Source organism: Streptomyces sp. NPDC007896, from assembly GCF_042959425.1.
Taxonomy (GTDB): Bacteria; Actinomycetota; Actinomycetes; order Streptomycetales; family Streptomycetaceae; genus Streptomyces.
The window spans coordinates 354,912-381,504 of sequence record NZ_JBIBKX010000007.1 but is presented as its reverse complement, the minus strand read 5'-3'; the positions used below and the strand labels follow the sequence as shown (position 1 = coordinate 381,504).

The 26,593-nt window shown below is 70.6% G+C and carries 24 protein-coding genes and 1 riboswitch; of the genes, 11 read left to right on the top strand and 13 right to left on the bottom strand.

The genetic code is table 11. The features are described 5' to 3' along the window. The first annotated feature begins 94 nt into the window (after positions 1-94). The 5 genes from ACFZDJ_RS24480 to ACFZDJ_RS24460 all read left to right on the top strand — a co-directional run bounded on the left by ACFZDJ_RS24480 (position 95) and on the right by ACFZDJ_RS24460 (position 9,233). On the top strand, positions 95-892 hold the full coding sequence (locus ACFZDJ_RS24480; RefSeq protein WP_390929492.1) for an ABC transporter permease subunit: 798 nt from the start codon (positions 95-97) through the stop codon (positions 890-892). Next, entirely contained in the window at positions 889-3,588 is a 2,700-nt protein-coding gene (locus tag ACFZDJ_RS24475; RefSeq protein ID WP_391061430.1) for a hypothetical protein, read from the top strand. Before ACFZDJ_RS24480 ends, ACFZDJ_RS24475 begins: the two co-directional genes overlap by 4 nt. 62 nt (positions 3,589-3,650) lie before the next feature. Next, the gene (locus tag ACFZDJ_RS24470; protein WP_391061427.1) at positions 3,651-5,354 is read left to right on the top strand and encodes a class I mannose-6-phosphate isomerase; all 1,704 of its coding nucleotides are present in this window, start codon (positions 3,651-3,653) and stop codon (positions 5,352-5,354) included. Continuing rightward, entirely contained in the window at positions 5,351-6,286 is a 936-nt protein-coding gene (locus ACFZDJ_RS24465) for an ROK family protein (RefSeq protein WP_391061424.1), read from the top strand. The genes ACFZDJ_RS24470 and ACFZDJ_RS24465 overlap by 4 nt, the downstream gene beginning before the upstream one ends. 73 nt (positions 6,287-6,359) lie before the next feature. Beyond that, positions 6,360-9,233: a hypothetical protein gene (locus ACFZDJ_RS24460; protein WP_391061421.1), complete on the top strand. Its 2,874-nt coding sequence runs from the start codon at positions 6,360-6,362 to the stop codon at positions 9,231-9,233. Positions 9,234-9,293: 60 nt separating this feature from the next. On the opposite strand, the gene ACFZDJ_RS24455 is transcribed toward ACFZDJ_RS24460, so the two are convergent. The 9 genes from ACFZDJ_RS24455 to ACFZDJ_RS24415 form a co-directional block, all read right to left on the bottom strand. Beyond that, positions 9,294-10,421, bottom strand: a complete 1,128-nt coding sequence (locus ACFZDJ_RS24455; RefSeq protein ID WP_391061418.1) for an LLM class flavin-dependent oxidoreductase — start codon at positions 10,419-10,421, stop codon at positions 9,294-9,296. Between the two features lie 13 nt (positions 10,422-10,434). Next, positions 10,435-11,562, bottom strand: coding sequence for an LLM class flavin-dependent oxidoreductase (locus tag ACFZDJ_RS24450; RefSeq protein WP_390929503.1), 1,128 nt, complete (start codon positions 11,560-11,562; stop codon positions 10,435-10,437). Then, on the bottom strand, positions 11,559-12,947 hold the full coding sequence (locus tag ACFZDJ_RS24445) for an NtaA/DmoA family FMN-dependent monooxygenase (protein WP_391061415.1): 1,389 nt from the start codon (positions 12,945-12,947) through the stop codon (positions 11,559-11,561). The genes ACFZDJ_RS24450 and ACFZDJ_RS24445 overlap by 4 nt, the downstream gene beginning before the upstream one ends. 17 nt (positions 12,948-12,964) lie before the next feature. After that, positions 12,965-14,200, bottom strand: a complete 1,236-nt coding sequence (locus tag ACFZDJ_RS24440) for an LLM class flavin-dependent oxidoreductase (RefSeq protein ID WP_391061412.1) — start codon at positions 14,198-14,200, stop codon at positions 12,965-12,967. A 75-nt stretch (positions 14,201-14,275) separates the two neighbouring features. Next, positions 14,276-14,365 carry a putative leader peptide gene (locus ACFZDJ_RS24435; RefSeq protein ID WP_323138250.1) on the bottom strand — a complete coding sequence of 30 codons (90 nt, stop codon included), beginning with the start codon at positions 14,363-14,365 and terminating at the stop codon, positions 14,276-14,278. A 106-nt stretch (positions 14,366-14,471) separates the two neighbouring features. After that, positions 14,472-15,209, bottom strand: a complete 738-nt coding sequence (locus ACFZDJ_RS24430; RefSeq protein ID WP_391061410.1) for a GNAT family N-acetyltransferase — start codon at positions 15,207-15,209, stop codon at positions 14,472-14,474. 26 nt (positions 15,210-15,235) lie between these two features. Next, on the bottom strand, positions 15,236-16,261 hold the full coding sequence (locus ACFZDJ_RS24425) for a transporter substrate-binding domain-containing protein (protein ID WP_390929513.1): 1,026 nt from the start codon (positions 16,259-16,261) through the stop codon (positions 15,236-15,238). A 153-nt stretch (positions 16,262-16,414) separates the two neighbouring features. After that, complete coding sequence (locus ACFZDJ_RS24420; RefSeq protein WP_390929515.1) at positions 16,415-17,239, bottom strand: ATP-binding cassette domain-containing protein; 825 nt, start codon at positions 17,237-17,239, stop codon at positions 16,415-16,417. Continuing rightward, the gene (locus ACFZDJ_RS24415; RefSeq protein WP_384913956.1) at positions 17,236-18,201 is read right to left on the bottom strand and encodes an amino acid ABC transporter permease; all 966 of its coding nucleotides are present in this window, start codon (positions 18,199-18,201) and stop codon (positions 17,236-17,238) included. Before ACFZDJ_RS24415 ends, ACFZDJ_RS24420 begins: the two co-directional genes overlap by 4 nt. 465 nt (positions 18,202-18,666) lie before the next feature. After that, positions 18,667-18,813, top strand: a riboswitch (SAM riboswitch). 30 nt (positions 18,814-18,843) lie between these two features. Here ACFZDJ_RS24415 and ACFZDJ_RS24410 point away from each other — a divergent pair. Both ACFZDJ_RS24410 and ACFZDJ_RS24405 read left to right on the top strand, forming a co-directional pair. Next, positions 18,844-18,924, top strand: a complete 81-nt coding sequence (locus ACFZDJ_RS24410; RefSeq protein ID WP_351660076.1) for a putative leader peptide — start codon at positions 18,844-18,846, stop codon at positions 18,922-18,924. Between the two features lie 207 nt (positions 18,925-19,131). Then, complete coding sequence (locus ACFZDJ_RS24405; RefSeq protein WP_391061407.1) at positions 19,132-19,821, top strand: glutathione S-transferase C-terminal domain-containing protein; 690 nt, start codon at positions 19,132-19,134, stop codon at positions 19,819-19,821. A gap of 65 nt (positions 19,822-19,886) precedes the next feature. Here the strand turns inward: ACFZDJ_RS24405 and ACFZDJ_RS24400 are convergent, their stop codons facing one another. After that, the gene (locus ACFZDJ_RS24400; protein ID WP_391061405.1) at positions 19,887-20,402 is read right to left on the bottom strand and encodes a YceI family protein; all 516 of its coding nucleotides are present in this window, start codon (positions 20,400-20,402) and stop codon (positions 19,887-19,889) included. A gap of 157 nt (positions 20,403-20,559) precedes the next feature. Here ACFZDJ_RS24400 and ACFZDJ_RS24395 point away from each other — a divergent pair, with 157 nt between their 5' ends. Beyond that, a complete protein-coding gene (locus ACFZDJ_RS24395) occupies positions 20,560-21,105 on the top strand; it encodes a MarR family transcriptional regulator (RefSeq protein ID WP_390929521.1) in 546 nt (181 codons plus the stop codon). Between the two features lie 110 nt (positions 21,106-21,215). Here ACFZDJ_RS24395 and ACFZDJ_RS24390 read toward each other — a convergent pair whose 3' ends face one another. Then, positions 21,216-22,010 carry a maleylpyruvate isomerase family mycothiol-dependent enzyme gene (locus tag ACFZDJ_RS24390; RefSeq protein WP_391061402.1) on the bottom strand — a complete coding sequence of 265 codons (795 nt, stop codon included), beginning with the start codon at positions 22,008-22,010 and terminating at the stop codon, positions 21,216-21,218. Positions 22,011-22,065: 55 nt separating this feature from the next. Beyond that, the gene (locus ACFZDJ_RS24385; RefSeq protein ID WP_391061399.1) at positions 22,066-22,950 is read right to left on the bottom strand and encodes a dioxygenase; all 885 of its coding nucleotides are present in this window, start codon (positions 22,948-22,950) and stop codon (positions 22,066-22,068) included. 305 nt (positions 22,951-23,255) lie between these two features. Between ACFZDJ_RS24385 and ACFZDJ_RS24380 the strand changes: the two genes are divergently transcribed. After that, positions 23,256-23,729: a hypothetical protein gene (locus ACFZDJ_RS24380; RefSeq protein WP_390929524.1), complete on the top strand. Its 474-nt coding sequence runs from the start codon at positions 23,256-23,258 to the stop codon at positions 23,727-23,729. A 149-nt stretch (positions 23,730-23,878) separates the two neighbouring features. Here ACFZDJ_RS24380 and ACFZDJ_RS24375 read toward each other — a convergent pair whose 3' ends face one another. Next, positions 23,879-24,505: a MerR family transcriptional regulator gene (locus ACFZDJ_RS24375; RefSeq protein WP_390929985.1), complete on the bottom strand. Its 627-nt coding sequence runs from the start codon at positions 24,503-24,505 to the stop codon at positions 23,879-23,881. Positions 24,506-24,627: 122 nt separating this feature from the next. Between ACFZDJ_RS24375 and ACFZDJ_RS24370 the strand changes: the two genes are divergently transcribed. After that, entirely contained in the window at positions 24,628-25,071 is a 444-nt protein-coding gene (locus tag ACFZDJ_RS24370) for a DUF3291 domain-containing protein (protein ID WP_391061396.1), read from the top strand. Between the two features lie 66 nt (positions 25,072-25,137). Continuing rightward, the gene (locus ACFZDJ_RS24365) at positions 25,138-26,580 is read left to right on the top strand and encodes a DHA2 family efflux MFS transporter permease subunit (protein WP_391061393.1); all 1,443 of its coding nucleotides are present in this window, start codon (positions 25,138-25,140) and stop codon (positions 26,578-26,580) included. Positions 26,581-26,593: the final 13 nt, after the last annotated feature.

The following is a 26,593-nucleotide window of genomic DNA, read 5'->3' as shown; positions in this document are numbered from 1 at the left end:
GCAACGGCCCATGGCCCAGAGGCGAAAAGCAACACCGCGGGCCGTACCGGCGCCGCGCAGGAACCGCCGCGCCTGGGGCACTCGGGGACACCTCGTGGCAGCCGGACTGCTCACGCTGGCCTTCGTCAGCCCCGTCTATCTCACGATCGTCAACGCCTTCAAGACGCAGGACCAGATCATCCGCGATCCGGCGGCTCCCCCCGCTCCCCCGACCACGCACAACCTGACGGACGCTCTCGCCCGGCCCGACCGGATCGTCCAGATCGGGCTGACCAACTCCGCGGTCACCGTCGTCGCCTCGGTACTGCTGATCATCCCGCTGGGCGCGGCCCTCAGCTTCTGGCTGTCCCGCCGCTCGGCCCGGCTGCGCGGGATCGTCCTGGCGGGCTTCGCCGCCGGCCTGATGATCCCGCCCGCGGTACTGCTGCTGCCCACCATCCGCATCCTGACCTTCCTGCACCTGGACCACACCTATCCGGGGCTGGTCCTGGCCAACGTCGGCGGCGGCTATCTGTCGTTCGCGGTGTTCGTCTACTCCGGCTTCCTGCGGTCGATCCCCGGCGAGATCATCGAGGCCGCGACCGTGGACGGCGCCGGGAGCCTGCGGGTCTGGCGGACGATCGTCATGCCGCTGCTGCGCCCGGCCACCGCGACCGTCGCGATCTTCCTGTCGCTGTGGATCTGGAACGACTTCATGAATCCGCAGTTCATCCTCGGCCCGCTGCACGGCCAGACGATCACCACCGGGCTCTACCTGTCGGTCGGTCAGTTCTCCACCGACTACGCCCAGTTGTTCGGCGTGATGCTCCTGGCGGCGGTCATTCCCGTCGCCGGCTACCTCACGCTGCAGAAGCAGTTCATCGCCGGACTGACCTCGGGAGCCACCAAGTGACCACGAACACCGCCGCCCAGGCCGTGGACATCGGCAGGACCGGCGTCCCGGACCTGGCGGATGTCGCCGGGCACTGGGTCGGCCTGGACGAGATCGCGCACCTGCCCTCACTGCGCAACCAGCAGGGGCAGGCCCACGTCAACCACGACCTGAGCTCCCTGTCCTGGCTGGCAGCCCCGCCGTTCACCTTCGGCTACCACACCGGTGAGTTGCATGTGGACGGCGTGATCCCGGCAGCGCGGCGCTTCCTGTGGAAGCCGTGGGGCGTGCTGCGCGAGCACCGCCAAGGCGGGCTGCTGCTGACCACCGACACCCGGATGGCGCTGTCCCGGGATCTGCTCCTGTGGCGGATCACGGTCACCAACGAGAGCAGCGAGGCCCGAACGGTCGAGCTGGCCCAGGACCTCTTCGCGATGGCCGCCCACTCCGAGGTCGGCTACGGCTGGCTGTACGAGGGGCCGTGGAACCACGGCCAGCACCACGACTTCATGGCGCTGGAGCGCATCCGGGCCACCACGGGCGGCGGCGAGCAGCACTACCTGCTCTCACCGGCACCACGGCGGCTGAGGCTGGGCAAGCCCCGTGTTCCGGGGATCCAGCGCGACGAGGAACACGGTCCGATGCTCCTGGACGACGCGCTTCCGGCGCACGTCAGCCACGACAAGGAGCCGGAGCCGCGGGTCGGCGTGGCCGGGGTCGTGCGCGGGCTTCGGGTGGAGGGGGCCGATGACGGCGTGATCCTTCGGGCCGACGAGGCGATCACGTTGACGCCCGACGGCGAGACGAATCTGGATCCCTTCGCGCTCTCCCCCGGCCTGACGATCGGTTTCGAGCTACGGCTCGACACGGCGGGGCGGTCCGGGACGGTTCTCACTCACGGCAACCACCCCGACTCGCTGCAGATCGGTGTCGACGACGGCCGTCTGTGGCTCGGCATCACAGGGGAGCGGGAGTTCACCGACGTCGAACTCGCCGTCGGGGACTGGCATCACGTCCGCGTGGACGTCGAAGCCGACCATGTCGTCCTGCGCGTCGAGGGCTCAGAGATCGCCCGTACCCGGCACTGGACCGAGTCGCGCCGCTGGGTGTCCCGCATCGAGGGCGGCACGGTCGCCTTCGCGGACTCCCGATCGCCGGCGCGTGCCGTCTACGCCTTCGCCGGGCCGCCCGGCGAGCTCCGGACCGTAGGCGCCGGCGGCCGGGCGACGTGGACCTGCCGGATCGAGCCCGGCCGGAGCGTGGCCATCGGGATCGTCTGCGCGTACGGAACCGAGGCCGACGCCGTCTCGGCACAGGCCCGTACCGCCGCCGAGGACTTCGAGGCGACGATGCGTGCCGGGGAGGACGGCTGGCGGCGGCTGTGGGCCAGCATGTTCACCCCTGGCAACCCCGACTTCTCCGGGCACCTGCCGACCTTCACCACGCAGGACGCCGGGCTCGCCCGCACCTACTACATGGGGGCCCTGCAGGCGCTGTACCAGCGCAACACCCGTATCCGGCCCGGCGAGCCGGTGTTCCTCACCGGGGGTCCCCGGCTCGGGCCGACCACCACCTACTTCTGGGACCACTGCGAGTGGAGCCGTCTGTACGCCCTGCTGGAGCCCGCCGGGCTGCGCTCCTGGCTGCTGCGGGTCCTGGCCGGGCCCTACCGTGACTCCTTCGGTGTCGAGAACCTCGGCGGCGGGCCCCTGGGCAATGCCTACAGCGCCAATGACTACGCCCTGTTCCGGCTGATCGAGCACTACGTCTGCGTCACCGGCGACCTCGCCTTCCTCGATGAGACGACTCGCGGGGCGACCGGCGGGGCGACCGGCGGGGCGACCGGCGAGGCAACCGGCGGGGCGACCGTCCTCGCCCACCTGGAGCGGCTCGGGCTGGGGTGGCGCGAGAGGCGGAACCCGGCCACCGGGGGCGTGCTCGCCGACTTCGGCGACGATCCGTGGCAGCTGCTGGAGTGCGTGCCCACCTACACCGGTGTCGTCGCCTCCTTCAACGGCGCCTATGTCTCCTCGACGCGCTCGCTGGCCGGGCTGTACCGGCGGCTCGGCCGCTATGAGGATGCCGACCGGACCGAAGCCGAGGCCGGTCAACTGGCCGACGCACTCCTGGACTTGTACGCCGGAGCGGGCCACTGGCAGGTGCGCCGCCCGGACGGGACCGACACGATCGGGCACTGCCTGGACTTCGGTCTGGTCGCGGCAGCCCTCCACCGCGAACTCCCGGACGAGATACGACGGGAGATGGCCGACTTCGTCACCGGCCGTCTGCTGGTGGGCGGTTGGATGCGGGCGCTCAGTCCCGACGATCCGATCGCCGCCGCCTCCGACCGCCCCGACCACGGCGCGGCCGGCGCCTTCGCCGCCTGGCCCGGCGTCACCGCCCACGGCCTGGCGCGCCTCGGCCACCGCGACCGGGCGATCGCACTCCTGCGCAACCTCTCCTCCGCCGCCTCGGGCGGGCTGTGGGGCCAGGCCATGGAGATCGTCACCGGCCCGGACGGGCGGCCCCGGGCCCGGGTGGCCGAGCGCGGTGTGGCCACGCGCGACTGCATCGCGGGCGCGGCCGGAGCCGAGGCGGTGCTCTCGGCCCTGTTCGACATCAACCCGACGTTCGCGACCGGCGGGACCGCCGGGCTGCCCGCCACCTCCTGCGTCGAGGGCGTCGGAACGCTCACGCATCTCGGCCCGGTCGCCTGAGCGACCTGAGCCGCACTCGGAGAAAGACCCACAGAAAGACCCACAGAAAGGCTGACATCGTCATGCCGGCAGTTCGTGACTACGAAGCCGAACCCTGCCACAGCATCACAGGAGAGGTCGGCGTCGGGTACCGAGAGGCGGTCGCCCGGCTCACTCCCGGGCTGGTCCTCGCCGTCGACGGCCCGCTGGCCGTCGACTGGGAGGCGGTCACCGCCGGCATCCGCGACGCGCTGGCCGCCCGCGACATCACGGCCAAGCAGATCGACATGCGCGAGCACTCCGCCCCCTGGCAGGACATCCTCGCCCTCACCGCGTCCGCGGTGCTGGAGGACGACCCTGACTTCGCCCCGTTGTCCCGGGCCGGCCTCGCCGACTTCTTCACACAACTGCCGGAGCCCCAGGCCGCCGGCGACACCGTCACCGTCGTCTTCGGGCCGGGGGCGGCCCTGGTGTCGTACGACCTGCTCTGGTACGCGGACCTGCCCAAACGCTACGCCGAGGCCCGGATCACCGGCGGAAGGGGCTACAACCTGGGGCAGCCGGCCGGTACCGGAGCGGGCACGACACGCCGACTGTTCTACATCGACTGGCCCGTCCTGGACCGGCACCGCGACACCCTCGTCACCGACGTCGACCTGTGGCTGGACGCCCAGGAGCCGGAGACTCCGGCCTGGCTGGACGGGCCCGCCCTGCGCGAGGCTCTCGCCGACCTGGCCGGGCGTCCCTTCCGCACCCGTCCCACCTTCAACACCACGTCCTGGGGCGGACATTGGGCCCAGGAACAGCTCGGCTTCAACCGCGAGGCGGCCAACACCGCCCTGGGCTACGAGCTCATCGCGCCGGAGAGCGGAATCCTCGTCGGCACGCCCGACGGCCCGCGTGTCGAGGTCCCGCTACAGGCGCTGGTCGCGCTGCACCCCGAGGAGATCCTCGGAGAAGGCGTGCACGCGACATTCGGCACCTCGTTCCCGATCCGCTTCGACTACCTCGACACCGCCGGCGGCGGCAACCTGTCCGTCCACTGCCACCCGCAGTCGGACTACATGCGGCGGGTCTTCGGGTGGCCCTACACCCAGCACGAGACCTACTACATGATGCTCGGCGGGCCCGGCCGTGAGGTCTTCCTGGGCCTGCGCCAGGACGCCGACCTCGCGGCCTTCCGGCGCGAGGCGGACCGAGCCGTCCACGACGACGTGCCGTTGGGCATCGAACGCTACGTCCAGACCTTCCCCGCCGACCCGCACCAGCTCTTCCTCATCCCGGGCGGCACCCCGCACGGCAGCGGCGAGGGCAATGTCGTACTCGAGATCAGCGCGACACCGTACCTGTACAGCCTTCGCTTCTACGACTGGCTGCGCAAGGACGGTGAAGGGAAGCGGCGGCCGGTCCACGTGGGCCACGCGTTCGAGAACCTCGACCCCGACCGGTCGGGGGAAGCCGTGGCCAGGGAGCTGGTCCAGAAGCCGCGCACCCTGCGCTCGGGCGACGGCTGGCGCGAGGACGTCATCGGCCGTCTCCCGGAGATGTTCTTCGAGGTCCGGCGCCTCGAACTGGCACCGGACACCGTCGCGGACGACGACACGGACCACCGCTTCCACGTCATCAACGTCGTGGAGGGCGACGGAATCCTGCTGGAGACGAGCGGCGGACACCGTTGCCTACTGGCCTACGCCGAGACACTGACCGTGCCCGCCTCGGTCGGCGCCTACCGCGTGCGGGCCCTCGGTGCGGGACCGGTGCGCTACGTCAAGGCGCTGGTGCGATGAGACCCGGCGACACAACCGTCGTATCGGTGCTGGAGGTCGGCGGCACCCATGCGACCGCGGCCAGTGTGGACATCGAGACCCGCAGCCTACGGTTCGGGCGGTCGTTCCGTGAGCAGCTGGACGGCGACGGCAGTGCCGAGGACATCCTGTCGGCCCTCGTGCGCTGCGCGGCTCGCCTGCCCACGCGAGGCGCGGGCCGGTGGGCTGTGGCGCTGCCCGGTCCCTTCGACTACGAGCGCGGGATCGGGCGGTACGAAGGGGTCGGCAAGTTCGACGCCCTGCGAGGGTTCGATCTCCGGGCCGCCCTGACGGCGTCGCTGCCCGGCGCCACCACGGTCAGCTTCTGGAACGACGCGGACGCGTTCGTGCTCGGCGAGTGGTGGGCCGGGGCGGCGCGTGGGCACCGCTCGGTCGCCGGGATCACCCTCGGAACCGGTGTGGGCTCCTGCTTCCTGCGCGACGGCCGCATCCTGCGGCACGGGCCCGGGATCCCGCCCGAAGGCCGGGTCCACGCCGTTCGGTACGCGGACAAGCCGCTCGAGGAGACGGTGTCCCGACGTGCCCTGCGGCGAGCCTACGCACGGGCCACCGGCACATCACCGCCCGACGTCCGGGAGATCGCCCGGCGAGCACGGCACGGGGATCAAGCCGCGGCGAGCGTGTTCGCCGAGACGTTCAGTGCCCTGGGAAGAGTACTGGGGCCGCTGCTCGCAGCCTTCGAACCGACGGTTCTCGTGGTCGGGGGTGCCATCGCGGGCGCCTGGGATCTCGTGGCCGAACCACTGCGAGCGGGGCTCACCGAGGCCGATCCGGTCCGCGACCGACCCATCGCCATCACCCCGGCGCACCAACCGGATCAGGCCCCACTGCTCGGCGCGGCCTGCCTGGCCACGGCGTGCGGTGAGCCGCGCGGCCGTATCTCGCCGCTCTGAAACGCCCGCTCCGAGCCGCCCGCTCAGGAAGAGCGGGACCCGGATGAGAGATGAGAAGAAAGGTCCCACCGCAGTGGCATCCTCACTTCGTTACCGGCGACGCATCAGCGCCCTGCTGGCCTCGGCCCTGGTGGCCATCGGCCTGACAGCCCTCCAAGGCGGCTCGTCCGCCGCCGCCGTACCGACCATCAGCGATCCCACCCCGTCCCAGGCTCTACGCACCGTGGCGCGGTTCCAGGGCGAGTGGGAGTCCCCGCCCACCACCTTGACGAACGGCGAGACCGTCGACGCCCCGTTGATGGGCAACGGCGACGTCGGCGTCGCGGTCGGCGGCTCCATCGACGACCAGACCTTCTACCTCGGCAAGAACGACTTCTTCTCCACCGCCACCAACGGCATCGAACCGCTCGGCCGGATCGTGCTGTCCGTACCGGGGCTGGCGGGCTCCGACTATCACGTCGTACAGAACATCGCCCAGGCGCAGGTCGAGGGCACCTATACGCTCGGGAGCCAGACGCTCTCGTCGAGAAGCTGGGTCTCGGCGACCCAGAACCTGTTCGTCACCACCCTGCGGCTGTCCGGCTCGCGTTCCCAGGACGCCACCGTCACTCTGCAGGACGGACTCGGGAAGACTCCGTTAACGTCGAGCGAAGACGGCGTACTTGACACCGATGTGCGGGCCGGCACCACCGACGCTCCGGGCAACCCCCGGGCTCGTATCACGACGAAAGTGCGAGGCGCAGACGCGAGGCTGTCGGGCAACCGGATCAGCCTGACCCTCAAGCCCGGCGTGACCTACACCGTCGCCGCGGCGATACAGAGCAGCCATGACACGCCCCGCTACCAGTCCGTCGCCCACTCGACGGTCTCCGCGCTGACCGGCGGCTCAGTGGCGAAGCTGTACGCGGCCCACGAGTCCTGGTGGCGCAACTACTGGTCCCGGTCGTTCGTGCAGATCCCCGACCAGGCCGTCGAGAAGAGCTGGTACGGCTCGCTCTACCTGCTCGGCTCGGTCTCGCGCGCCGGGAAGTACGCCCCGGGCCTGTGGGGCAACTGGACCACCGGGAACATGAACTGGTACGGCGACTATCACGCCAACTACAACTACGAGGCGGCGTTCTACCCGGCGCTGTCGACCAACCACGTCGCCCAGATGGGCTCCTACGACGACCCGATCCTGGACTGGATGCCCAGGGGCAGGGCGAAGGCCGCGGCCGCCGGGTACAAGGGCGTGCTCTACCCCGTGGGCATCTCGCCCAACGGCACCAGCGCAGCCGACGACCTGTACAACCAGAAGTCCGACGCCGTGAACCTGGCCAGCGACATGGTCATGAAGTACGAGTACACCCGCAGCGCCTCCTACGCGCGCAAAGTCCTTCCCTACCTCCAACAGGTCGGACTGTTCTGGCAGGACTACCTGACCTGGGACGCGACCACGGGCACGTACAACATCCACAACGACGCGCCGCAGGAGGGCGGTGTCTATCCGCAGACCAACAGCATCCTCTCGCTCGGGTTGGTGCACCTGCTGTTCCAGGGCTTGATCGACATGAGCAAGGACCTGGGCATCAACCACTCGCTCGTCCCCGCGTGGCAGCACATCGACAGCCACCTCGCGCCGCTGCCGACGATGACGAGAAACGACCAGACCGTCTTCCGGCAGACCTCCGAAGGCTCCGGCTGGGTCAGCGACGGCAACGACGTCGCCGTCCAGGCCGTCTACCCCGGCCTCCAAGTCGGTCTGAACAGTTCGGCCGACCTGCTCCAGACCGCGCGGAACACCGTCGCGCAGCTGAACAACTGGCACAGCGACAACTCCCCGGCCACCTTGTACGCGGCGGCGGCGATGGCCGGCTACAACCCCAGCACGCTGATGGAGGAACTGCACGCCGAGGCCACCGCGTACTCGTACCCGAACATGGCGGTGCACCACTACGGCGGCGGCGTCGAGAACCTGAACGTCACCACCTCGGGGCTCGACGAGATGCTCCTCCAGTCCGTCCAGCACGACATCAAGGTCTTCCCGAACTGGCCCGCCGACTCCAACGCCAAGTTCGGCGGCCTGCTCGCCTACGGCAACTTCCTGGTCTCCAGCAGCATGCGGAACAACGCCGTCGAATACGTCAGGATCACCAGCCAGTCCGGCGGGAAACTCACCTTCACCAACCCCTGGCCCGGCAAGACCATGGAGTACTACGCCAACGGCGTCCACAAGGGAACCCTCTCGGGTACGACCATCAAGCTGAACACCTCCGTCGGCGAGACGATCGACCTGGCACCGGCCGGAACCAGCCTGGCCACCATCCACCGTGAGCTGGCCCGACCGGCCAAGGCCTCGACGACCGGTTCGCTCACCACCGGCTTCGAGACCGGACAGACCCAGCCGACCTGGACCGACACCGTCGACACCGTCGATGCCAAGGGCGGCGGCAACTACGGGGTCACGGGTCTGTGCTGCGGTCTCTCGGGCCCTCAGGCTGCCGTGCGCACGGGCGAACAGGCCCACACGGGCGACGCTTCGCTGATGTACTCGGGCTACGCCAACGGCGGGTCGTACGACCACGCGTATACGCAGGTCTACGGCTTCAACGGCGCGCCGCTCACCGTCCGCGGCGACACGACGCTGAGCTACTGGGTCTTCCCGCAGTCCGACGCCACCACTCCATGGGTGTCCGCCGGGTCCGACGACAGCACCTGCGTCGCCGTCGACCTGATCTTCACCGACGGCAGTGATCTGCGGGACTCGGGCGCCACCGACCAGTCCGGCACCGGCATGCATCCGGCCGACCAGTGCGGCCGTCTCACGCTCGACGCGTGGAACCACCTCACCGTGAACCTCGGCGCGGTCAAGGCGGGGCAAGCGATCAGCAAGATCCTCGTCGGTTACGACCGTCCGGGCGCCACAGGTGGCTATCGCGGCTACATCGACGACCTGAGCATCGGCTGACACCGAGCATCCCGTCGGTGGGCCGTCACGTGCCGTCGGCCCACCTCTGCGGAGCGTTCGTCACCTGCGTCGCCACTCCTCGGCCAGCAGCTCGTACGAGCGCACCCGGTCCGCATGGCCGTGGGTGATGGTCGTGATCAGCAACTCGTCGGCCCCGGTGGCCTCCTGGAGCTGTTCCAACTGGTCGGCGACGTGCCCCGGGGAGCCCACGAACTGAGTCTCGACGCGATCGGCGACCAGCGCCCGGTCCGGGTCGCTCCACACGTGGGCGCGGGCCTCCTTCGGGGTCGGGAACTCGATGGCGCCCTCAGCGGTACGGATGCTGCGGACCCAGAGGCCGTATCCGGCGGCGAGTTCGCGCGCGGTCCCGTCGTCCTCGGCGACGACCACGTCCGCGGACACGCTGACGTACGGCTTGTCGAGGGCGTCGGACGGCTGGAAGGCGGCGCGGTAGCCCTCCGCCGCCTCCAGTACCGTGGCCGGACTGACGTGGTAGTTCGCCGCGAACCGCAGCCCGTTGCGGCCGGCGACCGTGGCGCTCTGCCCGCCGCTGCTGCCCAGGATCCACACCTGTACCTCCGCGCCCTCGCCCGGGACGACGTGCGTCTCGACGCCGTCCGCCGACCGGTACGTCCCCGCGAGCAGGGCGAGAATGTCGTCGATCTGCTCGCCGTAGTCCTGCGACCGGGCGTGCGGCTGTTGGAGCAGCGTGCGCTGAAGGGCGACGCGGGGCGAGCCGAGCAGGTGCTCGAAGGAGAACCGGGGCGGGATGCGCAGGCCGTTCGGGGCGCGGCCGTCGACCACGGGGGTCGCGGTCGGCAGCGGGGCGGTGGGCTCTCCTGGCGGGCGCCCGCCGGAGCGGCCGAGGCCCAGGTCGAGACGGCCGGGATGCAGGGCGTCGATCAGACCGAACTCCTCGACCGTGGAGAGCGCGGTGCGGTGCCCGAGCTGTACGGCGCCCGAGCCGAGCCGGATCGTGGAGGTGGCGGAGGCGGTCAGGGCGAGGACCACCGCGGGTGAGGTGCCGGCGACTCCCGGGTTGAGGTGGTGCTCGGCGAACCAGTAGCGGGCGTACCCGAATCGCTCCGCCTGCCGGGCCAGGTCGATGGAGTTGCGCAGGGCCTCGGTCGCGGTGGAGCCGGAGGAGATGGGGACGAGGTCGAGGACGCCGAGGGGGATGTCGGACATGGGGCGGGGCTCCTCAGCGGTCGGCGGGGAGGGACGCGGGGGCGGGCACCGGCTCGGACACCGGCTCCGCCTCGGCCTCGGGCGTCGCGAGCACCGGCCCCCACGGGAACGGCGGATCGGGGATCTCGCGGCGCAGCACCGGAGCGACCTGCGACTGGAAGCGCTCGAGGGAGTCGCGGTGCTGGGCGTCGCCGAGGCCGCTCGCGTCCGCGTGCAGATGCAGCACCGTGTGCCCGAACCGCTCGTGGTAGCGGTGCACCTTGTCGATGATCTGCTGGGGGCTGCCGATGAGGGCCGAGCTGCGCTCGACGAAGTCCTCCAGCGTCGCGAAGACCGGCTCCAGGCCCAGGCTCTTCTGGAAGGCCAGGTTCCCCTCGAACACCGGGCGGTACGCGGCCAGCGCCTCCTGCGACGTACGGGCCACGTAGAGGCCCGCCGTGCCCGCGCCCACCGCGATGTCGGCCGGGTCGTGGCCGTAGTGCTCCCAGCGCTCGCGGTAGTAGCGGATCAACTCGGCGTAGGGCTCCATGGGGTTGGTGACGTTGGCGGAGAAGAGCGGGTCGCCGTAGCGGGCGGCCAGGTCGACCGACTCCTTGCTGGTCGCGCTGCCGTGCCAGACCCGGATCGGCTGCTGGTACGGCCGGGGCCACACCTGCGCGTCCTTGAGTTCCGGGCGGAAGCGGGTCTGGGCGGTCACCTTGTCCTGGCGCCAGATCTTGCGGAACACCTCGTAGCTCTCGGCGTTGCGGTCCCACTGGTCCTCGGGGGTGACGTCGAAGAGGTCGCGCTGGGCGGCCCCGTTGCCCTTGCCGATGATCAGGTCCAGGCGACCGTCGGAGAGGTGGTCGAGGGTCGCGTAGTCCTCGTACGCGCGTACCGGGTCAAGAAGGCTGAGCGTCGTCACGGCCGTGAAGAGGCGGATGCGCTTGGTGAGCGCGGCGATGTGGCTGAGCACGACGGGCGGCGAGGACGAGATGAACGGCCGCTCGTGCCGCTCCCCCACGCCGAAGCCGTCGAAGCCCAGCTCCTCGGCGAGCAGGGCGTTGTCGAGGACTTCACGGAACCGGTCGTGAGTGGGCTTCTGCACGCCGGTGATCGGGTCCGGCCGATGCACGATCAGGGTGATGGCAAGGAATTTCATGACGCCGCACGCTCGTCGCGCACGTCGTCCGGGTGCGCGAGGCCGAGGTGGTCGCGCAGGGTCGTGCCCTCGTACTCGGTGCGGTACACGCCGCGTTCCTGGAGCAGCGGGACCACGGTGTCGGCGAAGGTGTCGAGGCCGCCGGGGGTGATGTGCGGGACGAGGATGAAGCCGTCACTGGCGTCGGCCTGCACGAAGGAGTCGATGGTCTCGGCGACGGTGGCCGGGGAGCCGACGAAGGCCTGCCGGTTGCCGGTCTCGATGACCAGATCGCGGATGGACCACTTGTTGGCGGCAGCGAGCTCGCGCCACTCACGGGCGGTGGCGAGCGGGTCGCGGTACATCCGGACCTGGGCGCGGCCCCGGGCGATGGTGTGCTCGCCGAGGTCCGGGTCGATGTCGGGCAGGGGGCCGTCCGGGTCGTACGCGGACAGGTCGCGGTTCCAGACGAACTCCAGGTGCTTGATCGCGGTGGCGCCGCTGACCTGCTGGCGGCGCACCTCGCGGGAGATCTCCTCCGCCTCGGCGTCCGTGTCGCCGAGGACGAAGGTCGCGGCGGGCAGGATCAGCAGCTGGTCGCGTGTACGGCCGTGGCGGGCGAGGCGTCCCTTGACGTCCGTGTAGAACGCCTGGCCCTCCTTGAGGGTGGCGTACCGGCTGAAGATCGCGTCGGCGCTGGAGGCGGCGAACTCGCGCCCCTCGTCGGAGTCTCCCGCCTGGAAGATCACCGGGCGTCCCTGCGGGCTGCGCGGGACGTTGAACTGCCCCTGGATGTCGAAGTGTTGACCCTGGTGTACGAAGGCTCCGGCCTTCGCGTCGCGCAGGAAGGTGCCGGTCTGCTGGTCGGCGACGATCTCGTCCCCGTGCCAGGAGTCGAAGAGCTCGTTCGCCGTGGTCAGGAACTCCTTGGCCCGGGAGTAGCGCTCCTCCTGCGGGAGGAAGCCGCCGCGGCGGAAGTTCTCGCCGGTGAAGGCGTCCCAGGAGGTGACCACGTTCCAGGCGGCGCGGCCGTCGGAGAGGTGGTCGAGGCTGGCGAACTGGCGGGCCACCTCGTAGGGCTCGTTGAAGGTGGAGTTGATGGTGCCGGTCAGGCCGAGGTGTTCGGTGACGGCGGCGAGCGCGGTGAGGATCGTGAAGGTGTCGGGGCGGCCGACGACGTCCAAGTCGTAGACCCTGCCGCCCTGTTCGCGCAGTCGCAGTCCTTCGGCGAGGAACAGGAAGTCGAACTTGGCGCGCTCGGCGGTGCGCGCGAAGTGGGCGAAGGAGCTGAACTCGATGTGGCTGCCGGCCTCGGGGGCGCTCCACACGGTGGTGTTGTTGACGCCGGGGAAGTGCGCCGCGAGGTGGACCTGCTTGCGGGGCTTGTCCTGTGACGTGCTGCTCATGAGTGGGTCCCTCCGGCTCAGGCGGTGGCGGCGTAGCGGTTGACGGGGCGGGAGAGGCCGAGCAACCCGCGCAGGGTGTCGGACTCGTACGACTGCCGGAAGACGCCCCGGCGCTGGAGTTCGGGCACGAGGCCCCGGGTGACGGCGGGCAGGTCGTGGCCGAGGACAGCGGGACGCAGCCGGAAGCCGGACAGGCCGGCCTCCGCCAACTCTTGGAGCAAGTCGGCCAGTTGGACGGGTGAGCCGGTGAAGACGCGGGCGTCGCTCGTGTACGGGTAGCCGGCCAGCGTGTCGAGACGTTCGCGGCGCGCCGCGGCCTCGGCCGGGTCGTCGTCCAGGAACACCACGAGGTCGCCGAAGAGGTGCAGGGGTTCGTCGGCGCGGCCGGCCGCCGTCTGCTCGGCGCGGATCTCCTCGACGATGGCACGGGCCTGGCCGACGTCGTGCGGGGTGACGTAACCGATGTCGGCGGCCCGCGCCACCAGCCGGTAGGGGATGGTCGCGTGGGCCAGGGCGCTGACGATCGGCTGGCCCTGCGGCGGGCGGGGGGTGATCGAGGGGCCCTTGACGCTGAAGTGCTTGCCCTCGAAGTCGATGTAGTGCAGTTTGTCGCGGTCGACGAAGCGTCCGGTGGCGACGTCCCGGATCTCCGCGTCGTCCTCCCAGCTGTCCCAGAGCCGGCGCACCGCTTCCACGTAGTCCGCGGCCTCGTCGAAGAGGTCGGTCGTCAGCTCTCGCACGGCCGGGGTGTCCAGGTCCTCGATGCGCAGCGGCGGGAACGTACGGCGGCCGAAGTGCGCGGCCTCGTGGGCGCGGGGCGACACCTGCACCCGTACGCCCGCACGGCCCGTGCTCACGTAGTCGAGGGTGGCGATCGCCTTGGAGATGTGGAAGGGCTCGGTATGGGTGACGACGGCGGTCGGGACCAGTCCTATGTGGCTGGTCAGCGGGGCGACGCGGGCGGCGATCAGGACGGCGTCGAGGCGCCCGCGGACCTGGTCGGTTCGGCCGTCGGGCTCGGCGAGGTGCGAGGACTGGAGTCCGAGGGCGTCCTCGATGGTCACGAAGTCGAGGAGACCGCGCTCGGCCTCGGTGACCAGGTCCGTCCAGTACCCGGCGGTGAGCAGCTCACGGGGGCGGGCCACCGGCTCGCGCCAGGCCGCCGGGTGCCAGCCGGCGCCGTCGAGTGCGACGGCGAGGTGCAGAGGGGAGGACGAGGGGGAGGAATCGGGCAGCGAAGATGATGCGGACACGGAGGGGGTGCCTTCCTGGTCGACCGTACGAGAGCGCGGCCCTCTACGCGGAGGGCGCGGCGGCGGGGTGACAGGTCAGGGACGACAGAGCGCGCCGGCTACGCGCTGCAGATCGATGTGCGGCCGGGAGTAAAGACGTACACGGCGGCGCGGGGTGAGCACCATGACGCGAAGATCGGACCCGACTCGCACGTCCCTCACCTCCGCCCTTGCGTCCCGGCGGGCCGGTGGCCGCGCCGACATCGTGAACCTCTTCAACACAACGGCCCGCCTACGCCGTCTGTTCCTGCTGAGTGCCCGGAGTTCGGACGAGGAGGAACTCCGAGCGGCGGCGCAGGGTGAAGCCGATCGACTCGTAGAGCCGGATCGCGCCGGTGTTGGTCGCGGAGGCATGCAGGAAGGGGGTGTCTCCGCGCTCCCTGATGCCGGCCGCGATCGCGCGGACGAGTCGCGTGGCCAGGCCCTTGCCGCGGTGGTCCGGGGCGGTGCAGACCGCGCTGATCTCCGTCCAGCCGGGCGGGCGCAGCCGTTCGCCGGCCAGGGCGACGAGCCGGCCGCGGTGCCGGATGCCGAGGTAGGTGCCGAGTTCGACCGTGCGGGGCAGGAAGGGACCCGGCTCGGTCAGGGCGATCAGGTCCAGGATCTCCGGGACGTCGTCCCGTCCGAGCCGCACCGCTTCGGGGGCGGGCTCGGCGCGCAGCGAGGTGTCGACCAGTTGTACGCCCTGGCCGTGCTGCACCGTCTCCCAGCCCTCGGGCACCGACTTCGCCCCGGTCACGGGGGTGACGGTGCCGGGTCCGACAAGCGCGGCGAGATCGTCCCAGGCGCGTGGGTCGGCCGGGTCGGCGAGGGCGGTGAACGGGGAGACGTCCTGGGGGTAGCGGGCGGCGCGGCCGACACGCTCGGCAAGGTGGGCGTGCGGGCCGGTCAGCGCGGCCCAGGCGGCGTTGTCCAGGATGTGGGGTGCCGCCGGGATCTGCGACGGGGTAGGTCGGGCAACGGTGGACATGGTGGTGTCGGACCTCCGGGAGGCGATCAGGAGTTGTCGAGCGGCAGGCCGGGCGGGTTGATCCGCGAGGTGCTGACGGCCTCGTTGGAGAGGTTCCAGGCGGCGAGCCACTTGGCGTACTGCCCGTCCTTGATCAGGTGGTTGATCGCGTCGGCGACCGGCTTGGCCAGCCCGCTGTCCTTCTTCGCGGTGGCCGCGATCAGCCCCTGGAGGGTCGCGCCCGCGCCGGAGAACTTGCCCGCGTTGCGGGTCGCGTTGGGCGTCTTCGCCGTCTGGGTGATGTGGTACGAGATACCGGGGTTGGGCCCGAAGGAGGCGTCGATCTTCCCGCTGGACAGTGCCAGATAGGTGCTGTTGCTGTCCTGGAAGTACTTGACGTTGAGCTTCTTGCCCTCCTTCGCCAGCTTTGCCTTCCACTCGAGCAGGATCTTCTCCTGGTTGGTTCCCGCGCTCACGGAGACGGTCTTGCCGGCCAGGTTCTCGTAGTCGCCGGCGAAGTTCCAGGTGCTCTTCTTCAGCACCTCGAAGGCGAGGTTGTCCTGCCGGTAGGAGGCGAACTCGTACTTCTTCTTGCGTTCCTCGGTGTCCGTGACGTTGGAGAAGGCGACGTCGACCTTGCCGCTGTCGATGCCGACGAACAGGTTCTCCCAGGTCGAGTTCTTCACCTCCGCCTTCAGTCCGAGGACCGCGGCGACCAGTCGGCCGAGGTCGGGTTCGGCACCGGTGAGGGTCTTCTGGTCCTGGCCGACGTACGCCAGCGGCGGGAACCCGGCGGGCAGCGCGCCGACGCCGACGACCAGCTTGCCGCTCTTGGCGACCGACTTGGGCAGCTCGGCGCTGATGGACTTGACCTCGGACACCTTGAGGTCGGTCTGCCGCGCGGCGCCGTTGGAAAGCGCGCCCACGGTGACGGTGCCGGACGCGGCGTTGTCGGAGGTGGTGGCCGCGTCGCTCTCGCCCCCGCACGCGGCCAGCCCGGCGGCGAGGGCGGCGACGGCGGTGGAGGCGGTGAGGCCACGGAGGAGTCTGCTGCGGAGGGTGAGGGTGCGCATGGCTGTCCTTGTCCGATGTTCGTGAGGGACGTGTGGTGAGGGAAGGCGTGGTGGATGAAGGTGAGGTGGGTGCAGAGGCGGGGGTGCAGAGGCGGTGGGTGCAGAGGCGGTGGGTGCAGAGGCGGTGAGGGAGGGGCGGTGAGGGAGGGAAGTTCAGAGGACCTTGCTCAGGAAGTCCCTGGTCCGCTCGTGTGCCGGGTGGTCCAACACCTCGGTGGGCGAGCCCTGTTCGACGACGCGGCCCTCGTCGAGGAAGACGATCCGGTCGGCCACCTCGCGGGCGAAGCCGATCTCGTGGGTCACGATGACGAGCGTGGTGCCGCTGGTGGCCAGGTCCTTGATGACGGCGAGCACCTCACCGACCAGCTCGGGGTCGAGGGCGGAGGTGGGTTCGTCGAAGAGGATGACTCCGGGCCGCAGCGCGAGGGCGCGGGCGATGGCGACTCGCTGCTGCTGGCCGCCCGACAACTGCCGTGGATAGGCGTCGGCCTTGTCGGCAAGACCCACGCGGTCGAGGAGGGTGCGCGCGAGTTCCCGGGCCTCGGGCCGCTTCAGCCGTCGGGTCGCCACCGGCGCGGCCGCCACGTTGTCCAGCACCGTCAGATGCGGGAACAGGTTGAAGTTCTGGAAGACGAACCCGATCCGGCCACGCTGGGCCAGGATCGCCCGCTCGGTCAGCTCCTTGAGCCTCCCCCAGCCTTCGGCCGGGGGGACCCCCATCTCGCTGCGCTTGCCGTGCCGCCGTACGCCGATCAGCTCGCCGTTCAGGCTGACATGGCCGATCTCGGGCTTCTCCAAGTGGTTGATCACCCTGAGGAGGGTGGACTTGCCGGAGCCGGACGGACCGAGGATCACGGTGACCTCTCCGGGGCGTACCGTCAGCTCCACTCCGTTCAGCACGCGCTGGGCGCCGTACCACTTGTGCACATCGCGCACCTCGACGGCGGCCGGTCGGATCGCGAGCGTCTCGCCGGTCATATCGCCGCCTCCTTGCGGACCCGGGCCCGCAGGTCACGCAGACCGGTGCGGACCTTCTGCAACGGGGTCGGCGGGAGGGAGCGCAGCGCGCCCCGCGAGTAGTACCGCTCGACGTAGAACTGGACGACGGACACGACGCTCGTGAGGATCAGGTACCAGGCGGTGGCGACCAGCAGCAGCGGCACGATGTCGCCGGGGTAGGTGGAGCCCATGCTCTGTACCGAGCCGAAGAGGTCGAGCAGCGAGACGTAGAAGACCAGCGAGGTGCCCTTGATCAGGCCGATCAGTTGGTTGACGTAGTTCGGGGTGATGGAGCGCAGCGCCTGCGGGAACACGATCTTCCTGAACTGGTAGCCCTTGGGCAGACCGAGTGCGGAGGCCGCCTCGTGCTGGCCCTGGTCGACGGAGAGGATGCCGCCGCGGACCACTTCCGCCGCGTACGCCGCCTCGTTGAGGCTCAGTCCGACGACCGCGACGACCATGTCGGTGGCGAGCCGGGACTCGTCGAAGGTGAGGAAGGCGGGGCCGAAGGGGACACCGAGGCTCAGCGTCTTGTAGAGCGCGCTGAAGTTGTAGAGGAAGAGCAGGACGACGATGAGCGGCACCGAGCGGAACAGCCAGATGTAGACCCAGCTCACCGCGCGCAGCACGGGGCTCCTGGAGAGCCGGGCCAGGGCGAGCAGGATGCCGCCGAGCAGGCCCAACACAGCGCTGTAGAGGGTCACTTCGAGGGTGATGAGCAGACCGTCGAGGATCGTGGGACGCAGGAACCAGTACTGGAACCTGTCCCACTGGAAGAAGGGGTTGGTCGCCAGCCCGTGGACGATCTGGGCGACCACGACGAGCACGATCGCCGAGGCGATCCAGCGGCCGGGGTGGCGCAGGGGCAGCACGCGCTGTGCCGCGGCCGGGCGGGGCTCCGTCGTGCTCAACGGCACGGCGGAGCCCAGGGATTCACTCATGGAGGGCTCCAACGAATGCGGACACACCGCCGCGGCCCGTACGACGGCGGTGCGCGCGGGGACAGACGGATGTCAGGGGGTACGGAGAGGAAGGCTCACCGGCAGCGCACCAACAGGGTGGCGGGCGAGGGATGTTGAGCCGTGCGGACGTTCAACGCCGCGGAAGGCGGAAGCGGTCAGCCCTGACAGAGACAGCGGGCGCCGCGGGACGTACAACACAGTGCGGTGGCGAGGCAGCCGTGGCGCCGCGAAGCGGTCGTCCCGTCAGCTGCGTACATCGCGTTCACCGTCACCATTCCGCCCCGCTGGGCCTCGAACGCACCGGAATCGATCCGGTCCGATGCGGCGTAAGTTAGGCATGGCCCCAAACGAATGTCAACGCGCACCGGCCAGAATGACCACGTGGTGAGACCGCGCATATGCCTCCTTGACGGCTCCGCGGACCGGACCGAGACTGACGGGGACGGTCACGATTGTCAGCGCCCGTCGTGCGGGTTTCTCCCGTTCGACGCGGTTATCGGCCCCGGCCCGCTGACAGGCAACCCTTCCACCGCGACGGGGTGCCCCGGGTGACGACCGGGTTCCGCCGGTGCGGCGGGGCAAGCGTGGTCTCGCCTCTCGCGAGCCCCGGACACGGGAGCGATGGGAATGGCCAGGAGGAGCACGAACGGTCTGACCAGGCGCCTGCACATCGATCTGCAGCGGGTCTCCAGCGCGTACTAGTCCAGGCGGTCCGTCCAGCGCGACTGGTCCCTGCGATCCGTCCAGCGCGTACTGGTCCCTGCGATCCGTCCAGCGCGTACTGGTCCCTGCGATCCGTCCGGTCGGGCACGTCCCACGATCCGGACCGGTCCGTACGTCAGCGCAGTCACTCCGTTCCGCCACCGCCGCCCAACGGGCCGCGGGGGCTTCGACGTTCCCTGGAGAGTCATGCCCAAGACAGTCTCGCTCGCCGCGCCTCGCCCCCACCGCATCCGCAGCCGCATCGGCGTCGGCCTGGCCGGCGGTTTCTACCCGGCGCCGCACCGCTATCAGCTGTACCTCACCGAGGGCTGTCCGCGTTCGCTGCGCATCTCGGTCACCCTGGAGCTGCTCGGTCTCCACGACTCGGTCGCCACCACGCTGCTGACGCTTCCCGCCGAGACACCCGACGCTTTCGCCGCACTGCGCGGCGCGTACGAGGCCACCTGGCACCACTACGACGGTCCGCTCACCGCGCCCGCGCTGTGCGACCGTTGGAGCGGACGGATCGTGAGCAACCACACGCCCGACATCCTGCGTGACCTCGCCGGGCTGCCGGGCTGCCAGAACGACGCCCGCCTCCCCCGGCTGAACCCACCGGCCCTCACCGCGGACATCGACGCCCTGCGCGAACTCCTCGACCGGGACGTCACCCCCACCTCGCCGCCGCTCGCGCGCACGACGGCACTCCAGTCACTGGACCGGCAACTCGCCCCGCAAGCCTACGTGTTGGGCGACGAGCTGACGGCCGCGGACGTCGACCTCTGGGTGGCCCTGACCCGACTCGACCCGACGGAATCCCTCGCCCCGTACGGGCAGCTCCGTGACTACGTACGTCGGCTCGACGCCCACCCGGCCTTCCACGACAAGGTGCGCTGAGCGCGTACGCCAAGGTCGCCGGGGCCGGGAGGGCCGCAGGGCCCGGGCCCCGGCGCCGCGTCGGCTCAGGCCTTGGCGCGGGCGAAGACGAGCGTGCCGGTGACGGTCGTCAGGCCGCGGATCATGCCCATCTGGTTCCAGCCCATGTCGAACTGGTCGCGGTCCACGGTGAACTCCGCGGTGAGCGTGACGCTGTCGGCGCTCGCCCCGGTCACGCGGCCGGTGACGGGCTGCGGCCGGCTGATGCCGCGCACGGTCAGCTGCCCGTTGATCTCCACGGTGTCGTCCTGGCCGAGGACGGCGTCACGGACGGCGAAGGTGATCGTGGGGTGGCGGTCGGCGTCGAAGAGGTCGGCGGAGCGGAGGTGCTTGTCCCGCTTGGCGTTCTTCGTGTCCAGGGACGCGACGTCCAGGGTGATGGTGCCGCGGGCGGTCCCGTCGGGCTGCACCTCGCCCTCTCCGGTGACTCCGGTGAAGGTGCCCTTCACGGTGACCATGCCCCACATCGTCTTGTGCTTGATGGCGACGACGGTACGGGCGGGGTCGAGCTGCCACAGGCCGGTTTCGACAGCGACGGTCATGAGAGTTCTCCAGACGGTTACGGACGGTGCACAGCGGTGCGCGACGCACGGGGGCGCGCGGCACACGGGGACTGTGGGGACAATGCGGTCATCCAAATTTGGATGACTCCACGCTAGCCGGTTCTTCAAAATTGGACAACCGGTAGACTGGGACACTATGGCCGACCCTTCCGCCCCCGCTGACCTGCCCGAACACGAGCCGTCGGGTGACGGTGAGCTGCTGCCCGCCCCGCTGCGGGCCTGGATGCGTCTCCTGGCGGCGGCCGGGGCGATCGAGCAGCAGTTGCGCGCCCGCGTCAAGGACACCCTCGACGTCTCGCACGACGAGTTCCTGATGCTGTGCCTGCTGGCCGACCAGCCCGGGTCCAGCCTGCGGATGACCCAGATCGCGGAACTACTGGGCCGCCCCAAGACGCGGCTGACCTATCAGGTGGCGTGTCTGCAGCATGCGGGACTGATCACACGGCGGTCGGCGTGCGGCGACCGGCGCGGTATCGAGGTGGTCCTCACGGACAAGGCGCGGCGGCTGCTGCGCGAGTCCACGGGCCCGCTGGCCGACGCCGTCTCGCAGGCCATCGCGCAGACGGCCTGCGCGCAGCGGTACGAGGCACTGCACGACTTGTTGCCACCCTCGCCGCGTCCCGGTGCGGACTCCGGGCAGGTCGAGGGTGGCGATGCGGCCCCCGAGGGGCCGGGGAAGTAGCGCCTTCAGGGCCGGACAGGCCTACGGGGGCGCGCAGTCGGACGCCGGGCGGCGCGGAATGCCGGGTGCCGGGGGACGAACCGGCGGATGCCGGGGGACGAACCGGCGGATCAGAACCCGGGGAAGACGCGTCGCAGGTCGTCGAGGGTGAGGGTGTCGCCCTTGAGGGTCACCTCGGCCGGGGTGTGGTCGGCGGCATGGCGGCCGGTGACGAGCCGCAGCCACCACTCGGCCGGTGCGCTCAGGACGGCGTCGGGCTCGCCAGGCTCGTCGGTGAGCACGACCGCGTCGACCAGGTCGAGCCCGAACGCGCGCCGCGGAGCGGTGGTGTGGACCGCGAGGCGAACCCGCCGTCCACCGAGGGCCTCGACCTTGCCGAGAAAGCCTATGAGCAGTCCGGCCTGGTCGAGGAGCGGCTCGACCGCGGCAGGCGCCAGGACCGCCGTACGGTCGAAGGCCACCTCCACGTCCCAGGTGTGGTGGGTGAACTCGCCGAGCCGCAGACCCGCCACCGTCGCGACGTCCACGGGCGCGGGCAGGAAGCCGAGGTCGACCCGGAGTTCGGCACGGGCCCGCGGGTCGAGAGCCTCGTACCCACGCACCAGCGCCTCGTTGGCGGTCACAAAGCTCTCGGCGCGCTCGACCGGGGACATCGCGTCCCAGCGCGCCCACACCGACTTGTTGAAGTCACCGCCCTGGGGCCCGGTGCCGTTCAGCGCGCCCTCCAGGGAGGCCAGGCCGATCTCCGCGCCGCTGCCGAGGTGGCTGAGGACCTGGGACACGTCCCACTCAGACGCGCCGGACGGCCGGGTGAGGTCGGCGGTGGCGAGCCCGTGCACCACGGCGGTCAGGTAGTCGTGTCCGCCGCGCAGGGCGTCGATGGTCTGGTCGGCACGGTCGTTCATGTCTCAACTCCGTTGAGGTGAAGGCAGTTTGTGTCGGTGCGGAGGGTTCAGGGGTTCACCCCGCGGTCTGGAAGGACCGCTTGGAGAAGCCCATCATGAAACCATCGACGGTGGTGCGCACCGCCCGGTCGGCGCTCGGGGCGGCGCCCAGCGTGACGAACAGCGGGATGTAGTGGTCGACCGTCGGATGGGCGTACGGCATACCGGGCGCCCTGGTCCGGAAGGCCGCGAGTTCGTCGACGTCCCCGCGGGCGAGCGCGTCGGCGACCCAGGCGTCGAAGTCCGAGGACCAGCCCGGCACTTCGCCCCGTGTCAGCATCTCGCGGGTGATGAAGGGCAGTCCGTGCGTCATGAACCCCGAGCCGATCACGAGGACGCCCTCCTCCCGCAACGGGCCGAGCCGGGCGCCGAGTTCGAGGAGCCGGCCGGGGTCGTGAGTGGGCATGCTGAGCTGGAGCACCGGGATGTCACCCAAGGGGTACATGGCCATCAGCGGCACCCAGGCGCCGTGGTCGAGGCCGCGGGAGGGGTGCTGGTACAGCGACTCGCCGTCCGGCATGGTCCCGGCCACGCGGTGCGCGAGGGCGGTCGCGTCGGGAGTGTCGTACGTCATCGTGTAGTAGCGCGGGTGGAAGCCGCCGAAGTCGTAGACGAGCGGGGTGTGCGCCGCCGGGGCCGACAGACACAGCGGCGCCGCCTCCCAGTGCGCGGAGACGATCAGGACGCTCTTCGGCTTCGGCAGGGACTGGGCCCACTCGAACAGTTCCCGCAGCCACGGCCCGTCGTCGAACAGCGGGGGCGCGCCGTGGCTCAGGTACAGCGCGGGAAGGGGTCCGTCCGCGGGCGTCCACACGCGCTGGGACCGGGCTCGCGCCAGCGCGTCGACCAGGAACCGGTCGTACGCTCCGGCGGGCACCTCGGGATCGAGGAGGGAGTTCATGCCGGTCCTTACGTGGGTGAGGGTGCTCCGGCTCGCGGGCTCAGGTTTTTAAGTTGAACCTTCAAGTTTGACTGTAGGTCGTCCCACTTGAGACGTCAACCAAACGGCCGCGGGTGGTGGCGCTGGAGGCCCGAAGAAGGGCGGCGTACGCGATCGGAAGTAGTCCGATCTTCGTATGCGTGATCGGACGCTGGTTGGACGCGGTGGCCGACGGGCTTCACTAGGGTCGGCTGGAGTCCACGGTCAGGCGCAGCTCAGCGGCGGACCGTCCGGAGTTCGGGCTGCCCGCCGAAGGAGTCCACCGCGTGTCGCATCATCCCTGCGTTCCCTCACCCCACGACCGGACCACCGGCCCCCACCCCGCCCGGCACACCGCGTTGCTCCTGCTGCGCGGGTACACCGACGGCGACGCGCGGTCAGTCGCCACGGCCCTGGACACCCTGGACGAGACCGCCCTCGACGACACGTACACCTACCTCTGTGCCGTCATGGACGTCACCCTGCGCCTCACCCTGACCGCCCAGCCCGCGGCCCGCGACGTGGGCCGGGCCGCCGAGCGGGCGGCCACGGCGGCTCCCCCGCACTACGAGTTCGCCTTCGGGCAGGCGGTCCGGGCCTGGGCCGCGGGCGACACGCAGGCCCTGACCCGCGCCGCCGACGCGGACCTTCCGGGGGCCGTGCATCTACTGGCGGTGATGACCGTGGCCCTGGGCGTCTCCGTTCTCGACCACGACGGTCTGAACGCCCTGCTCAACTGCCTCCCCGAAGACCCGCGCTGATCGCGACGGCCACCTGACCGGCGCTTCCCGGTCAGCACCATCCGAACCACACCGTCCGCCCCATGGCAACCGTCCGCCCCACGGCGACCGTCGCATCAACGGCGACCGTCGCATCAATGGCGACCGTCGCATCAATGGCGACGGTCCAGTCACCGACGACCGCCCCCGTGGCGCCGCGCCGACTCGTTCTCCTGGGCCATGCGGCGCAGCGCCATCAGCGCGGGTTCGAGCAGGACCGTGAGCAGCAGCGCGCGCTCGGCCAGTTCCAGCGGGTCGTCGATTCCGTCCAGTTGGTCGAGGTCGAGCGCCGCGGTCCGTTCGGCCAGCCGGGCGTACGGCACGAGCGCGCTCCGGTCGAACGGGACACCGAGGCCGCGCAGAGAGCCCAGGGTCTCGGCCAGAGTCGCCCGCGCGGGCGCCGACTCGTGGACGTCCCAGCCCAACTCCTCCACGAGCGCGTCGACTTCGGCCCGTTCAGTGGAGTCCTGCGCAAAATCCTCGGCAGGCCCGATCGAACCGAGGGTGAGGCCGAGCAGGCGATGGGTGTCCCCGGCGTGCTCCGCCAGGGCTCCCAGGACCTCCCGGGTGGTACTGACGGACAGCCCCCGGACGCCGGTCAGCGCGCGGATCAGACGGAGCCTGCGCAGATGGCTCCCGTCGTACTCGGCCTGGGTCGCCGACAGTTGCCGGCCGGCCGGGAGCAGCCCCTCTCGGAGGTAGTACTTGATCGTCGTGACGGAGACTCCGCTGAGGCGGCTCAGCTCGGACATACGCATCGGATCGGCTCCGCTCTGGTCATTGGACACCTCTACTGTCTAACATGGATAGTGGAGGTATCCAATCAGCGCTCCCCTGGGCCTCCGTCCGTCGTCCTGCCTCCGTGGAAGAAGGCGCCACCATGCCCACGCTCCCCTGGACCACCGTCAACGTGCCCGCACCGGACTCGCGGGCGTTCGTCATGGCCTCGCGCTTCGAGGTCCGTTCCTTCCGTGACGTACCGCGTTTCTTCCTGCGGTCCCTGGCCGCGTGGAAGCAGGTGAAGAGCGCGCCCGGCGCATACGGCGCCACGCTCGTCGCCCAGCCGTTCAAGCGCACCTTCTGGACGCTGTCGGCCTGGGAGGACAAGCGGGCCCTCTACTCGTACGCGAAGACCGAACCGCACCGCTCGATCATGACCGGGCTGCGGTCCACGACGAGCGGCTCGGTCTTCACGTTCTGGGAGCTTGCGGCCTCGGAACTCCCCCTCGACTGGGCGGACGCCCGGCGACGGCTCGCCGAGCAGGAGCGCGCCGACGCCACCGGCGGGCGCGGAACCTCGGGCGCCGGACCCGGCACCGCCTGACGCTCCCCCGCTCCTCCCCGCCACTGCCCTGGACCGACTCTTCATCTCCCAAGGAGACGTACCGACATGACGCTGTCCGAGGAAAGCCCGGCCCTGGACGACCCTCCGGTCGCCCCGGCGCGCGAACGACGAGGGGTGCCGCTGTGGCTCGCGATCGTCGCGTGCAGCGTGCCCATGTTCATGGTCGCGCTGGACAACCTCGTCGTCTCCACGGCGCTGCGCACCCTGGCCGTGGACCTGGAGGCGTCCACCCAGCAGCTCCAGTGGTTCGTCAACGCGTACGTGCTCAGCTTCGCCTGTCTACTGATGACGGGTGCCGCCCTGGGCGACCGGTTCGGGCGCCGACGGGTCTTCGTGATCGGCATCGTCGTCTTCACCCTGGCCTCCGCCGGCTGCGGACTGGCCGACAGCAGCGCGCAGTTGATCACCTACCGCGCCGTCCAGGGCTTCGGTGCCGCGGCCGTCATGCCGCTGTCGCTGACCCTGCTCTCCCAGGCCGTGCCGGAGCGGCTGCGCGGCCTCGCCCTCGGTCTGTGGTCGGGCATCAGCGGGCTGGCGGTGGCGATGGGCCCGGTGGTCGGCGGCGCGGTGGTCGACGGGCTGGACTGGCGGTGGATCTTCTGGATCAACGTGCCGGTGGGTGTCGTGGCCGTACCGCTCATCCTGCTGACCCTGCGCGAGAGCTCGCTTCCGGGCGTCCGCCTCGACCTGATCGGGATGATCCTCGCGGCCGCCGGACTGTGCGCCGTGGTGTGGGGCATCGTGCACGGCGACACGGACGGCTGGACGTCGGCGAAGGTGCTGGGGGCGTTCCTGGGGGGCGCGGTGCTGCTCGCCGTCTTCGTTGCCTGGGAGGCGCGTGTTCCCGAACCGATGCTGCCGCTCTCGTTCTACCGGGTACGGGCCTTCACCCTGACCAACGTCGTCTCCGCGGCGATGTACTTCGGCGTCTTCGGTTCACTGTTCCTGCTCGCCCAGTACCTCCAGATGGTGCCGCAGCGCACACCGTTCGAGGCCGGAGTACGCACCCTGGCCTGGACCCTGATGCCCATGTTCGTCGCCCCCGTCGCCGGACTGCTCTCCGACCGCGTGGGCGGCGGCCGGCTGATGGCCCTCGGGCTCTTCCTCCAGGGCGTGGGTCTCGGCTGGATCAACGTGGTCGCGGACATCGACACCCCGTACTCCTCCCTCGTCGCCCCGATGATCGTCGCCGGTGTCGGTATGGGCCTCGTGTTCGCCCCGACGGCCGCGGTCGTTCTCGGCTCGGTCAGCCAGGAGCACGCCGGCAAGGCCTCCGGCGCCAACACCACCGTCCGCGAGATCGGCGGCGCCCTCGGTATCGCGGTCCTCAGCTCGGTCTTCGTCGCCCACGGCAGCATGGGCACGCCCCAGCGGTTCATCGCCGGTCTGCACCCGGCGGTGTGGGGCGGCGTCGCGATCGTTCTCGTGGGCGCGGTGTGCGCGCTGGGCATCCCGCGCAGGCCGCGGCCGGAGGGGGTGGACGTGTGAACGCCGGTCCGCA